This is a genomic window from Hyphomicrobium nitrativorans NL23 (assembly GCF_000503895.1).
Classification (GTDB): Bacteria; Pseudomonadota; Alphaproteobacteria; order Rhizobiales; family Hyphomicrobiaceae; genus Hyphomicrobium_C; species Hyphomicrobium_C nitrativorans.
In genome coordinates this window covers 2,618,550-2,631,168 of the sequence record NC_022997.1, presented here as the reverse complement: position 1 = coordinate 2,631,168, position 12,619 = coordinate 2,618,550, and the positions used below count along the sequence as shown (strand labels likewise).

Sequence of the window (12,619 nt, the reverse complement as noted above, 5' to 3'; positions counted from 1 at the left end):
TCGTCGAAGACGCAACAATTCGCGATAGAAGCTTTTCCTGGGTCCCGGCTCGGCGTTTCCCCGGCTCAAGGCCGGGGTCAACTTGGCCGGGATGACACGTCTGGCACGGCTTCGGGAGCCTACGCCTCTCCTCGGCCCGCAATTTTTATCGCAAACGCATAGTCGAGCGCGACCTCCCGCAGCCGCTCGTAACGGCCGGACGCCCCGCCGTGTCCGGCTTCCATGTTCGTCTTCAGCAGCACGAGGTTATCGCTCGTGTTAAGCTGGCGCAGTTTCGCAATCCACTTCGCGGGCTCCCAGTAGGTGACGCGCGGATCGGTGAGCCCGCCATAGGCGAAGATGTGCGGATAGGACTTGGCCTCCACGTTGTCGTAGGGGCTGTAGGAGCGGATGATCTCGAAATCTTCAGCGCTCTCGATCGGGTTCCCCCACTCCGGCCATTCGGGGGGCGTGAGGGGAAGGTCTTTGTCGAGCATGGTGTTGAGCACGTCGACGAATGGCACGTCGGCGATGATGCCGAGAAAAAGGTCGGGCGCCCTGTTGGCGACCACGCCCATTAGCATCCCTCCCGCCGAGCCCCCGTTGGCGACGATGCGCCCGCGCTGCGTGAAACCCTTCTGGACGAGATGCTCGCCCGCAGCGATGAAGTCGGTGAAGGTGTTCAGTTTCTTTTTGTGCTTGCCGTCGGTATACCAGCGATAGCCTTTATCCCGGCCGCCGCGCACATGCGCGATGGCGAAGATGAAGCCGCGGTCCACGAGCGAGAGGCGTGCGGTGGAAAACGAAGCTGGGATCGAGATGCCGTAGGATCCGTAACCGTAAAGAAAGAGCGGCGCCGAGCCGTCGAGCGGCGTATCGCGGCGATAGAGCAGCGAGACGGGAACGGTTTCGCCGTCTGCGGCAGGCGCGAACAGCCGGCGCGTGACGTAGTCCGAAGGCTCGTGCCCCGACGGCACCTCCTGGCGCTTGCGCAGGACACGCGTGCGCGCGGCCATGTCGTAATCGTAGGTCTCGGCGGGCGTCGTCATCGAGGAGTAGACGAACCGCAGCGACGTGGTGTCGAACTCGTAGCCCTCGGCCATGCCGAGCGCATACGCGTCTTCGTCGAACGCGATCGCGTGCTCGCTGCCGTCCGCGATGGTGCGGATCACGATGCGCGGCAGGCTGTCCTCCCGTTCGAGGCGAACGATGTGGTCCTTGTAGGCGGCCGTATCCAGGATCAGCCGGCCGGGGCGATGCGGGACGACCTCACGCCAGTTGGCGAAGCCGGGCGCAGCGACGGGCGCTTCGCAGATACGAAAATCTTCCGCGCCTTCCGAATTGGTCAGGATGAAGAGGCGGTCGCCATGGTGATCGACGCTGTACTCGTGCCCCTGCCGCCGCGGCTCGACGACCATCGGTGTCTGGTCGGGATTGTCGGCGTCGAGAAGATGGATCTCGCTCGTCTGGTGGTCGTGCGTGTCGAGTATCAGAAAACGCGACGAGAGCGTTTTTCCAAGCGCGATGGAGAAGCCGCTGTCGGTCTCGGTATAGACGAGTACGTCGTCGGAGGCCGGTGTGCCGAGGCGATGGCGATAGACCACGCGCGGGCGATGATGCGCATCGAGGCGCACGTAGAGAAGTGTATGCCCGTCGTTGGCCCACACCACGTCGCCGCGCGTGTCGGGGATGGTGTCGGGAAGATCGCGGCCCGTCGCGAGATCGCGCACACGGATCGTGTAGAGTTCCGAGCCCTTGTCGTCGACGGCGTAGGCGAGGAGACGATGGTCGGGGCTGTGCGTCGCCGCGCCGAGATCCCAGTAAGGCTTGCCCTCGGCTTCGGCGTTGCCGTCGAGCAGAACCTCTTCCGCGCCGCCCTCGCGCGGCATGCGGCACAGGCGCGGATACTGACCGCCCGTCACATAGTTCGAGAAATAGGCATAGGGCCCGTCAGGGCTCGGCACCGTCCAATCGTCCGGTTTCAGACGGGCCTTCATCTCCGTGAACAGAGTGTCCTGAAGGCCCCGCGTGTCGGCGAGGGCATCTGCGGTGTAGGCGTTTTCCGCTTCCAGATAGGCGCGGATCTCCGGCTCCAGGATAGCCGGGTCGCGCATCACGTCCTGCCAGTTGGCCGCCCGCAGCCAGGCGTAGTCGTCGATGAGCGAGATCCCATGGCGGACTGTGGTGACAGGCTTGCGCGCGGCCTGGGGTGGCGCGGACAGGAGGACGCGCGAAGTGGGCCCATGCATGGCGGGGACCTTTTGACTGGAGTTGCGAAAGGAGTCGCCGGAAACGGCGTTCGGGCTCCCCGCATGTTTCGGCCGGGAGCGCCAAGCTTGTCAAATAGGCATGACCCAGGCCCACCGAAAGGTGTCATGCGGCTCAGCAACACTCTGCCGCGCCCTCAAGTTGGTGCGAGGCAAGAGACGGCAATCCCGTGACATAAAGAAAATTTACCAAGGACTTCGCGGTACTCCGGCGCAAACCGCGCGGGATTTATTAGAGATGGGCCAGTTTGTGCGGCATTTAAGCTTGAGAGATCCGCGTGCACGAAGTGTGGATGGCAAAAAACCCCACATTGTCGCGCCGACATTCAAATAGCCGGAAGTTAGGCATTGACCAAGATTGCGGCGGAGGTCGTTGACATCTAACGGGGAATGTTGTCCAAAGTCGTCAAAAGCCGGAATGCTCGACGGCAGAACAAGCCCAAGGGTCGATAGCACGTTCATATTCAAGTGAGCTTGAGGATGAGGCAGGAAGACTGCGTTAGCCTTGAGTTCGACTTCGCATAGCAAAGGTTTCGGCGTCTGCGCAGAGGCGTGGGATGCTTGGGAAGGATTGATCGATGGAAGAGGGTAGCCGGCCGGAGTTGGTCGAGCTGACAGCGAAGATCGTGTCGGCGTTCGTAAGCAACAATACGATCGGCGCGGAAAACGTGCCGCAACTCATCAACGAAACGCACGCCGCCCTGAGCCGTGCGACGGGTTCGAGCCCGCAGCCCGAGCGTGAGGAATTGAAGCCGAAGGTGCCGGTGAAGAAGTCGGTGATGCCCGACCACATCGTCTGCCTGGAGGACGGCAAGAAGTTCAAATCCCTGAAGCGCCATCTCCGCACGCATTACAATCTCTCGCCGGAGGAATACCGCGAGAAGTGGGGCCTGCCGCACGATTACCCGATGGTGGCGCCCAACTACGCGCGTGCGCGCTCCGACCTCGCCAAGAAGATGGGACTTGGCACGCGCCGCGAGAAGTAAGCGTGTAGGGTGCGATCGGGCAAGGATATGCGGGCGTCGGCTTAACGGGCCGGCGCCCGTTTTCTTTGCGGCTTGCGCGCGCCGCACCGATTTGCAGCATCATGCAGGGCCAACGCGGCGCGCTCCCGTCGCCACGCGGCGAGGAGGGCGGCATGGCGTGCAAGGTCGTAAGTCCAATGTCCACCGACCCCGCGCTGGCGTTCGGCTTTGAGCGCCCGGTAGAGCTTCGCGACGATCCGCGTTCGGCCTGCCCGCGAGGTATCCGCAATCTCCGACGGCCAGAGCGGGACGAGGCGGGCGAGTTCGTCAGCGCGCTCCTCCACGGACCGTTGCGTATCGACATCGGATAAGCGGGCACGAAATTCGGAACGCATCGGCAGAGCGTCTCCTCGGAGCGAGGGACACTGTCCCATGCAACGCAGAGGCGGGGATTGGCGAGGGTGCCGCTGCGCGTTGCTGAGGCCACCGACTTATCCTCGCCGTTCACCGCTCCGGTAGGTTTGGCTCCAGGCCGCACGCATCCGTGCCTATGATCCGTAGAAAGAATGCGGTGGCCGCAAGGTCCAACACGAGGATCGCATGAGCCTCAGATCCGGTATCGAGCAAGGCCATTCCACCCTTCACGCGCTCTTTCGCGACATCGACGGCGACGCTGTCGAGCCGTGGTTCGGACGCGGGCGGGCGAGCGGATGGGAGAATTGGCGCTGCGGCGCACCGGCGCCTCAGGGCAGGCCGTCGGCCGGCGAAGCCGCAAGGCTGCGGCGTATCATCGAAGGGGCGATCGGCGACATCTTCGGCGTACCGCAGGCCGATCTCTCAAAGCCCTCGCGCGGAAAGGCGCCTGTCGCGCTCGCGCGTCAGGTCGCCATGTATGTCGCGCATGTGGCGTGCGGCTTGAGCCTCACGCAAGTGGGGCAGATTTTCGCGCGCGACCGCACCACCGTCGCACACGCGTGCGCCGTCGTCGAAGACAAGCGCGACGACCCGGTGTTCGACCGCGCGCTTGAGCTTATGGAATGGATCGTGCCCGCGATGGTGGGGCAGTCGCTTTCGATGGCGAGTTTCAATTCAGCCTGACGCGTGAACCATCGATCTCATCAATGAGAGGGAGCGTTTTCCATGACACGGTCGACACCAGCCGAAATGCGCCCCAAACGGGCGCGAAAAGTCCGCGCGCCTCTTGCCGATCGTGTCGGGCCCGGCAGGAACGCGTCGGAAAGCCCGCTTGCGTGGCTCTTCAACCGGCGCGACCGCGACGGCAATCCGCTGATCGGGGAAGCCGAGTTCAATGCAGGAGAACGGTTGCGCGCCGATTTCTGGTTTGCGCAGATGTCGCCGAATGTCACCCAGAGTTGGAGCGTCACCGCGTCAACCGGCAGCGGACGGCGTGGGGCACACGCGGCGGATCAGGCCGATAACGTGATCGCTGCGGCCGAACGTGTGCGGCGCGCGCTCGACGCGGTCGGCCCGGAACTTGCCGGCATCCTGATCGACGTGTGCGGACACCTGAATGGCCTGGAGGAGATCGAACGGCGCGCGCGCTGGCCGCAGCGGTCGGCGAAACTCGTGCTCGGCATCGCGCTCTCCGCACTCGCCCGGCATTATGGCTTGATAAGCGAGGCTCCAGCCGCGCCGCGCACGGCACGTGTCCGCCATTGGGGCGCCAACGATTATCGCCCCGCGATCGACGCAGGTTAGCAAGACGATGCGCCGTCAGCCGATCTCAAGCGCCGCGCGTGCGTCCGTCCGGATGCGCTCCACCATCGATGCGAGACCGTTCGAGCGCTGGGGCGTCAGGTGCTCCTTGAGCCCGAGCGCGTTGAAGACGGTTTCCGGTTCGGTGGAAAGAATGTCCTTGGCGGGCTTGCCGTCGTAAAGCGCGAAAAGGATCGCGATCAGGCCGCGCACGATGTGGGCGTCGCTGTCGCCGATGAACCGCAATGTGGGTTCCGCCTCGCCAGAGGTACCGTCGGTCTCGCTGACGAGCCACACCTGGCTGGTGCACCCCCGGACCTTCGTGGCCTCCGTCTTGAGGGCGTCGGGCATGGGCGCCAAGGTGCGGCCAAGCTCGATGATATAGCGGTAACGGTCCTCCCAGTCGTCGAGAAGTTCGAAGTCCGACTGGAGATTTTGAAGCGTCATAGGCAGATGTCCTCCGGGCATCGCGACGAGGCGGCGCTCACGTGCCGATAGGAGGACATAGGCGCCCGCAGGTGGCGTTAGCAAGGGTTCAAACCCGGGCTAGACGCGGGTGTGACGACGCGCGCCTGAGGAGAAAGCAGGCTCAGATGCCGTGCTCTTGCGGGGCACCGCGCCAGTCGGGCTCAAGATCCCGAGGGCTCAGCGTGCCGCGCCCTTCGGACGAAGCCGGGATCGCCTTGAGGCTCGTGTCCTCCGGCCCTGCGGTATGGAGCGCCACGTCGTAGACCAGCTTCCCGGCGAACTCGGCCTTCTTGAGGAAAGCATCCCAAAGTCCGGCCGAGACCTCACACGTGCGCCCGTTGCGGTCGCAGAAGGTCATCGTCCAATGAGCGGCCGAGGCCGCGCGCGTATACAGCTCTTCTTGCTGCGCCCGGTCGGACGGCATCACGGCCACCCCGAGCGAGAGGACAATCGCAATCCTGAACAAGGACATGCCGCGTTACTCCGGTCACACACCTTCGGGAAAGCCGTTTGAGGCCCCGATGGTTGCGACGCTACCGGAGAAGATTTGAGGAAGCCCGGCCTCACAGCCGTCAATTTAAGGAATCATTGAAGCAACTTAAGCGAAAATCTGAGACGAATTTTATCGATCTCGGAGAGGACGCGTGCCGGGCAAGGCGTGCTGGGTTAACGGGATCTTAAAATGTGTCCGCAACACTGGTGCGGTTCTCCCGGGGACTGGGGACATGGTCCAAGGGGCTTGGGACCGGGAGCGAAGCCGAAAATGACTCCGACTTCTGTACGATTGGGTGTCCTCGCCTTCACGCTGCTGACGGGCGCCCTCGCGACGAACATGTTCATCCTGCAACCGCCGGGCCGGCAGATCGCAGGGCTCGATAGCGCGCGTCAGCCCGGCGTCGTCGAGGCGGCGCGCACGCCCCAATCCGGCCGGTCCGCAGCGGCGCCGAACGCCGTCGTGCCGCCGCTCGCCATCGAGACGGGCGCCGTGCGGCCGCTTGCCGGAGCGAGCGACACCTCCGACCTGACGCGTGCGATCCAGCGCGAGCTCAAGGCGCAAGGATACGAGACGGGCGCCGTGGATGGCGTCCCGGGTCTCGTGACGCGCGGCGCCATCATGGCTTACGAAAGCGACGCAAACCTGCCCCTGACCGGCGAGCCGCGCCACGCGCTGCTACAACACATCGTGCTGGGCTCGGCGGAGATCGCCCCCGCTGATCGGACCCGCCCGGCCGCGCCTGGGCCCGAGGCCGAGGCCGTCATTCGGGCCGTGCAGAACGCGTTCCGCCAGCTCGGCTACATGACGACGGTGCCCAACGGCCGGTTGAACGAGGAGACGAGACGTGCGATCCGGAAGTTCGAAACGGAGCGCAACCTGCGCGAGACGGGCCGCATCTCGGGCGAGTTGCTGGCGCGTCTTGCAACGCTGGCCGGCGATGCGCTCCGCACTGCGGAGCGGTGATAGTCTGAGAAGACGCACGCCGCCCGTTTTCATCGGAAACGCAAAACCGGGACGCGATGCGGCTCAAATCCGAGATCTGGGTCAAGGCTTATGTGCGCCGCCTCGCGAGTGCGGGCCAGCAGGCCTATGTCGTGCGTCACGGAGACGATGACGCGGGCGCCATCTATATCCGGATCAATCTGCTTGACGGCACGTCGTGCCTCTTCGGCCCGGCGCCGGCGAGCCTCTCGGGCGCGGAGACCGACAGGCGCTGGGTCGGCCACTTCAAAGGCGAAGCGCGCGCCGACATGGAAGTCGACGCCTCACTGGAACGCGAAGCGCGTACCGATCCCGATCTCTGGATCGTGGAGGTGGAATCCCGCAATGGCGCCCATGGCCTCGAAGGCTGGCTGACGGACGCGTGAGGGTTTTGGGCAACGTACCGGGTTGCGAACCGAACGCGCGAAGAATCGGACACCGCGATGTCGAGGCGCTTTTGTGCCTCGCCGCCAGTGATCGTTATGCCGCGCTCATCTCCTCGATCTGGTCGAGTTGCGTTTTCAGCGCCTTCTCGGCGATCTTGAGATCGTAGCCCGTCTGCATACTTATCCAGAACTCAGGCGAGGTCTTGAAGAACTTCGCCAGACGCAACGCGGTGTCGGTCGTGATCCCAGTCTGTTCGGCAGCGATGCGCTCGATCCGTGTGCGGGGTACGCCGAGGCGTTTTGCGAGGGCGCCGGGGCTCAATTTGAGCGGAACAAGGAATTCCTCGCGCAAGTATTCTCCGGGATGGATTGGAGGCAAGATGCTCTTGTTCATCGGATGCTCCTTCCGTCAATGGTAATCGACAATTTCAACCTGTTCCGGTCCGGCTTCGGTCCACACGAAACAGATGCGCCACTGGGCGTTGATGCGGATCGAGTGCTGCCCCTTGCGGTCGCCTTTGAGAGCTTCGAGGCGGTTTCCCGGTGGGCTCCGAAGGTCATCAAGGGTCTTCGCGTGATCCAGGGCCAAGAGCCTTAGAAGTGCGCGCCTTGCGAGGTCGGCCGGGAAGCCCTTCGGCGCTTTTCCCCTGGCGACCGCCTCAGTCATCGCGTTCCGGTAGCTCTTGATCATCGAGCGTCCCTCTCCGTCCGGATTGTATCATCGCGTGATACGGACGAAATCGCAAGAGATAATGTATCACCAGGAGATACAATCTTGCTGCCCCAAGGCAGTCCGGCAGTGTGTGGGGGATGGCATGGCAGGCGCGCGGCTGGCGTTGCACGCGGACAACGCGATCGAGCAACAACGTGCTCGCCCTGCGTTTCTCGTCGGCGACGGAACGCGCGTTAAGATCTCGTTAACCGAAGCAGAAGCGAAATCGTCTGACCCGCTAGATGGAGTGCTTCCGGAAAAGTGGGAACCGGTCATGGCGGAGCCATGCAACGCACGATGGCCGATCAGAAGCACGACCAGACAAAAGCCGAGAGCCGTTCCGCGATTCCACCAAAATCGGAACGGCTCTAGGAAAAGAAACGTCGGAGCGAATGGCCCCCGACAGGGGAGAGGAAACGAGGTCGCACGGAATAAGGAGCCACGTCGATGGCCAGTATTCTGGAGTTCAGAAGTCTGCCCGCGAATGCGAAGCCGCGCTCTACGGCCGATGGGACGAGAGGCACGGCCGACATCGTTCTCTTCCCCGGCGTCCGCTACGAGCGGATGACCGAAGACGCGGAGCCGGCGCAGAAGCCGCGTGGTCGCGCGCGCCGCGATCGCCTCGAACTCGACGGCTGAGATCGAAAGCCCTCACGTAGCGTTCGAGATCTCTAGGCTCCAAACCCAATCAGGATGGCATCACGATGAGATAAGATTGATCGAGGGCCAGGAGAAGCGCGAAGAGCGATGCCTACGCATCGGTCGAGCGCTTCATGCCGGAGGCGTGCTTCCAGCACGACGCCGCCATCGATCAATCTTGTCTCACGGCGGAGCCGCGCGGCTCTTTTGCCCGTCTGGTTCATGCCGGAGGCGTGCTTCCAGCACGCCGCAAAGTCTTGCAAACCATGAGGTTTGCTGCAACCTCGCTCCTGCCAGCCGAACAAAAGCCCTCGCGTCGTGATGCCATCCTGATTGGGTTTGGAGCCTAGACCATGATCGCTTCAGGCCCTGTCAGCCTGAAGCGTGAATCATCGGTCTCATCAAAAAAGTAGAGCGTGATTTCAATTCAATCAGAAACAATCACACTCTACGAGGTGCGGCCTTTGCTGGGCTCGCACAGCGCCCGGCCCAACTCGGCGAGTGTACGGTTGCGGTAGGCTTCGCCCTGATCGGGCGCTCGGAGCACGGCAATGCCCTCGTTGGCGGGAATGGTGAGCATCGAATCGCGCGAGACCGTGGTCAGCGTTCCGCGGTTCGTGAGTCCGGTGACGAGGCCCGTGGGGCGGGCGCCCATGCGCCATATGTCCTCTCCCGGCACGATCATGAGCGACACCTCGGTGCGGCGCACCGGCGTGCCGACGGATGTGAAGAACGCCTCGCCCTGGGGCGAATAGAGCGCCAGCATCCATCCAGGCTCCGGCAGAACGGCCGAGAGCGAGACGGCGCCGTCGGACGTGTCGAAATGGCAGACGGCATAACGGGCATCCGACGAGAGGAACGGCAGTGGCTGGGCCCCCGGCGCCACCTCGGGCAGGAGGTGCATGGTATTGGCGGGAAGCGCGCGCGCGAGGCGGTCGTAAGCCGAGGTCGGCGTGAAGAGCGGCGTGGCGAGGGTGGCGAGAATGTGCAGGATCGCGCTGGCGAAAAGCGCGGCCGCCACGAGGGGAACGTTGATATTCGTCACGCGGGCCCAGAGCTTTTTGAGCATTCCTAGCAATCCTTCCGCGTGACGGCGGGGAGGAAGGGCACGACCTCCTCGCCTTGCGTAAGCGAGCGCGATCCGTGATCGAGCACCGTGAAGACAAGCGCGAGACGCCCCGCGCCTCCAATCGGAAGCCAGTTGCCGGGATGCGCGTCGCGAGACAGCGTGGCGAGGAACGTGCCGTTGCCGCGGATGGCCATCGTATCGCTGGTGTAGGCGGAACGGCCGAGCGTGTTGGGGATGAGACGGCCCTGCGCATCGAACACGGTGAGGCTCCACCAATGGGTGGGTAGCTCGTGGCCTTCGACCGCGTAATCGCATGAAGAATGGAGGGCGCGCCCCTCGCTGTCGGTCCGTGCGATGAAGGTCTGCGCGATTTCCGTGCTGAGCGGGAGAATGCCGAGCCGGGCTTCGTGCGCGCGCGTGTAAGGATCGGAATCGACGCGCGCCGCCGAGACCCACGACACCCAAGGCCCGGCCGTCAGCGTCGTGAGCGGCGAGCCGCGTTCGATCATATACCAGCTTGAGCCGAGGCCGAGGATGAGTACGACGCCGATGAAGAGCGCCCAGTCGGCCGTGTAGGCGACGGCCGCGGCGAGACGCTTCTTGAGCCGGTGAAGCGTGAAGCCCATCAGGTTCGAGGCGGAACGTGAGCGTAGGACGCCGGAGCGAAGCATGAGGCCTCAGGGAATGGTGGCGGAGGGAGCGCGAACGGGGCCGAGGTCGGCACGGTCGCCTGATGTGCGGGACGCGGGAGCGGATGGTCCAGGCGTGGATGCGGGTTCGGGCTCGGCGACGCCGGCCGCCCTGCGCAGCTCGGATGTGATCCGTTTCAACGCGTCGCGCGCCGGGGTGGACATGGTGAGGGACGGAGCGCGTCTTGCGCCGGATAGCGCGGCGGCGGCAGCCGGGTCTGTGCGTTTGAGCTCCGCGATGCGCTGCTGTTCGGCGATCTGAACCGGATGAGGTTGAAGGCCCGGAATGGTCGGGATGTTCATGCTCCGATGCGCGACCGACATGAAGGAAGCCCAAAGCGGCGCGGCGAGCTGGCCGCCGGTGTTGCCGTTGGCCATCGGCCGGTTGTCGTCGTTGCCGAGCCAGACGGAGCCGACGTATTTGCCGGTGAACCCAAGGAACCAGACATCGCGCGGGCCGGTGCTGGTGCCGGTCTTGCCGACGACGTGCGTGAAATCGAGCGCGGCACGTTGGCCGGTGCCGGAGGTCACGACCTGATGCATCATCTGGTTCAGGCCTTCGGCCACCTCCTGGCTCACGAGGCGCTCGCGCTCGGGCTCGTCCCGCGCGCGATCGTAGATGAGTTCGCCGCGCGAGTTGACGATGTCGAGGATGCCGTAAGGCGTGGCGCTCATGCCGCCGTTCGCGAACACGGCGGCGGCGCCCACGTGCTGAATGGGCGGGAAGCCGTAATCGCCGAGCGCCATGGAGCACGTCTTGCGGATGCCGGTGATGCCGAGCCGCTGCGTGAGCTCGATGACCTTTTCGCGCCCGACGGCGAAGGAGAGCTCGGCTGCGGTCGTGTTGAGCGAGCGGGCGAGCGCCATGCTGAGCGGCATGCGCGCACCGCTGCCACGGCTGCCGCCATAGTTCTGCGGATGCCAGCGGCCGCAGGAGCGCGACGTGTCCCGTACCATCGACGACGGCTTGTAACCGTTTTCGAGCGCGGCCGCGTAGACGTAGATCTTGAACGAGGAGCCTGGCTGCCGGCGTGCGTGCGTGGCGCGGTTGAACTGGCTCTCGCCGTAGTCCGGGCCGCCGGTCAACGCGCGAACCGCGCCGTCCGTCTCCATGGCGACGATGGCGCCCGAGTTCATGCGCAGCCGCCGCCCGTTCTGCTTGAGGAAAGAGACGAGCGCCTCGTCCGCCTGTTTCTGCATGGTGAGATCGACGGTGGTGCGCGCGGTCAGAACGTACTGGTTCTTGCCCGCCATCAGGCGCTGGATCTCTTCGAAGGCCCAATCGAGGAACCAGTCGGGGCTCGTCGCGGTCCGCGTCTCCACGATCTGCGCAGGATTGAGGCGCGCTTCGTGCGCCTGGGCGGCGGTGTAGTAGCCGGCATCGACGAGGTTCTGCAGCACCTCGTTGGTGCGCGCCCGCGATGCAGGCAGGTTGACGTGCGGAGCGTAACTCGTGGGCGCCTTGTAAAGGCCGGCGAGAAGCGCGGCTTCCGCGAGGTTCACCTCGCGCACCGACTTTCCGAAGTAGAACTGAGAAGCCGCCTCCACGCCGAATGCGCCGCCGCCTAGATAAGCGCGGTCGAGATAGAGCTTGAGGATTTCACGCTTTGTGAAGCGCGTTTCGAGCAGAAGCGCAAGGAAGGCCTCCTTGATCTTTCTGTCGAGCGAGCGTTCGGAGGATAGGAAAAGGTTTTTTGCGAGCTGCTGTGAGAGCGTGGAGCCGCCCTGCACGACATCGTTGGCGCGCAGGTTCTCGATCAGGGCGCGCGTTGTGCCGATGACGTCGACGCCGAAGTGCTCGAAGAAGCGGCGGTCCTCCGTTGCGAGCGTGGCGTGGACGACGGCGTCTGGAATCTCTTCGAGCGGCACCGCGTCGTTATGCAGAATGCCGCGCTGGCCGATTTCGTTGCCGGCAGCGTCGAGGAAGGTGACGCTGTAGCGGCCGGTGAAGAAGCGGGCCTCGTCGAAGTCGAGAAAAGCCGGAAGCGCGAGGGCATAGAGAACGAAGAAGCCGCCGAGCGAGAGCGTGAGGCTCTCGGAGCCCGCTTCGGCCAGGAGGCGGCGCCATCCCGTGAGCTTGAAGCGCGCGAAAAAGCTGGAGCAGGCGTCCCAGACGTCCTTGCAGAAAGACCAAAGGTCCGAGAGGGCGGAGTCGAGCCGCGAATCGAGGCTCATCCAGTCGATGCCCGTGCGGCGCCCGCGCTTGAAGAACCAGTCGCTCAACCTGTGCGTCCCGTGCTTTGAAGAGTTCG

The 12,619-nt window shown here is 64.3% G+C and carries 15 protein-coding genes; 6 read left to right on the top strand and 9 right to left on the bottom strand.

What is annotated here, in order from left to right; genetic code table 11:
- Window positions 1–119: 119 nt before the first annotated feature.
- On the bottom strand, window positions 120–2,228 hold the full coding sequence (locus W911_RS12240; RefSeq protein ID WP_023787862.1) for a S9 family peptidase: 2,109 nt from the start codon (window positions 2,226–2,228) through the stop codon (window positions 120–122).
- 596 nt (window positions 2,229–2,824) lie between these two features.
- Here W911_RS12240 and W911_RS12235 point away from each other — a divergent pair.
- The gene (locus W911_RS12235; RefSeq protein WP_023787861.1) at window positions 2,825–3,232 is read left to right on the top strand and encodes a Ros/MucR family transcriptional regulator; all 408 of its coding nucleotides are present in this window, start codon (window positions 2,825–2,827) and stop codon (window positions 3,230–3,232) included.
- Window positions 3,233–3,273: 41 nt separating this feature from the next.
- On the opposite strand, the gene W911_RS18485 is transcribed toward W911_RS12235, so the two are convergent.
- On the bottom strand, window positions 3,274–3,606 hold the full coding sequence (locus W911_RS18485; RefSeq protein ID WP_023787860.1) for a hypothetical protein: 333 nt from the start codon (window positions 3,604–3,606) through the stop codon (window positions 3,274–3,276).
- A 205-nt stretch (window positions 3,607–3,811) separates the two neighbouring features.
- Here W911_RS18485 and W911_RS17870 point away from each other — a divergent pair, with 205 nt between their 5' ends.
- Both W911_RS17870 and W911_RS12220 read left to right on the top strand, forming a co-directional pair.
- Window positions 3,812–4,309, top strand: coding sequence for a helix-turn-helix domain-containing protein (locus W911_RS17870; RefSeq protein ID WP_023787859.1), 498 nt, complete (start codon window positions 3,812–3,814; stop codon window positions 4,307–4,309).
- A 42-nt stretch (window positions 4,310–4,351) separates the two neighbouring features.
- On the top strand, window positions 4,352–4,930 hold the full coding sequence (locus tag W911_RS12220) for a DUF6456 domain-containing protein (RefSeq protein ID WP_081717724.1): 579 nt from the start codon (window positions 4,352–4,354) through the stop codon (window positions 4,928–4,930).
- Between the two features lie 15 nt (window positions 4,931–4,945).
- Here W911_RS12220 and W911_RS12215 read toward each other — a convergent pair whose 3' ends face one another.
- Together W911_RS12215 and W911_RS12210 are read right to left on the bottom strand one after the other, a co-directional pair.
- Window positions 4,946–5,374, bottom strand: coding sequence for a SufE family protein (locus tag W911_RS12215; RefSeq protein ID WP_023787857.1), 429 nt, complete (start codon window positions 5,372–5,374; stop codon window positions 4,946–4,948).
- A gap of 142 nt (window positions 5,375–5,516) precedes the next feature.
- Window positions 5,517–5,867 carry a hypothetical protein gene (locus tag W911_RS12210; protein WP_023787856.1) on the bottom strand — a complete coding sequence of 117 codons (351 nt, stop codon included), beginning with the start codon at window positions 5,865–5,867 and terminating at the stop codon, window positions 5,517–5,519.
- A 291-nt stretch (window positions 5,868–6,158) separates the two neighbouring features.
- Between W911_RS12210 and W911_RS12205 the strand changes: the two genes are divergently transcribed.
- Together W911_RS12205 and W911_RS12200 are read left to right on the top strand one after the other, a co-directional pair.
- Window positions 6,159–6,854 (top strand): peptidoglycan-binding domain-containing protein, encoded by a 696-nt coding sequence (locus W911_RS12205; RefSeq protein WP_023787855.1) that lies wholly within the window; start codon window positions 6,159–6,161, stop codon window positions 6,852–6,854.
- Window positions 6,855–6,910: 56 nt separating this feature from the next.
- A complete protein-coding gene (locus W911_RS12200; protein WP_023787854.1) occupies window positions 6,911–7,258 on the top strand; it encodes a DUF1491 family protein in 348 nt (115 codons plus the stop codon).
- Between the two features lie 94 nt (window positions 7,259–7,352).
- Here W911_RS12200 and W911_RS12195 read toward each other — a convergent pair whose 3' ends face one another.
- Both W911_RS12195 and W911_RS12190 read right to left on the bottom strand, forming a co-directional pair.
- The gene (locus tag W911_RS12195; RefSeq protein WP_023787853.1) at window positions 7,353–7,652 is read right to left on the bottom strand and encodes a HigA family addiction module antitoxin; all 300 of its coding nucleotides are present in this window, start codon (window positions 7,650–7,652) and stop codon (window positions 7,353–7,355) included.
- Between the two features lie 15 nt (window positions 7,653–7,667).
- The gene (locus tag W911_RS12190; protein WP_023787852.1) at window positions 7,668–7,949 is read right to left on the bottom strand and encodes a type II toxin-antitoxin system RelE/ParE family toxin; all 282 of its coding nucleotides are present in this window, start codon (window positions 7,947–7,949) and stop codon (window positions 7,668–7,670) included.
- Between the two features lie 468 nt (window positions 7,950–8,417).
- On the opposite strand from W911_RS12190, the gene W911_RS12185 reads away from it, so the two are divergent.
- A complete protein-coding gene (locus W911_RS12185; protein ID WP_023787851.1) occupies window positions 8,418–8,609 on the top strand; it encodes a hypothetical protein in 192 nt (63 codons plus the stop codon).
- A gap of 448 nt (window positions 8,610–9,057) precedes the next feature.
- Here the strand turns inward: W911_RS12185 and W911_RS12175 are convergent, their stop codons facing one another.
- Genes W911_RS12175 through W911_RS12165 form a run of 3 tightly spaced genes read right to left on the bottom strand, consistent with a single transcriptional unit; the run spans window position 9,058 to window position 12,590 of the window.
- Entirely contained in the window at window positions 9,058–9,678 is a 621-nt protein-coding gene (locus W911_RS12175) for a hypothetical protein (RefSeq protein ID WP_023787849.1), read from the bottom strand.
- A gap of 2 nt (window positions 9,679–9,680) precedes the next feature.
- On the bottom strand, window positions 9,681–10,349 hold the full coding sequence (locus W911_RS12170) for a DUF1214 domain-containing protein (RefSeq protein WP_081717722.1): 669 nt from the start codon (window positions 10,347–10,349) through the stop codon (window positions 9,681–9,683).
- A gap of 6 nt (window positions 10,350–10,355) precedes the next feature.
- On the bottom strand, window positions 10,356–12,590 hold the full coding sequence (locus W911_RS12165; protein WP_023787847.1) for a transglycosylase domain-containing protein: 2,235 nt from the start codon (window positions 12,588–12,590) through the stop codon (window positions 10,356–10,358).
- Window positions 12,591–12,619 lie beyond the last annotated feature (29 nt).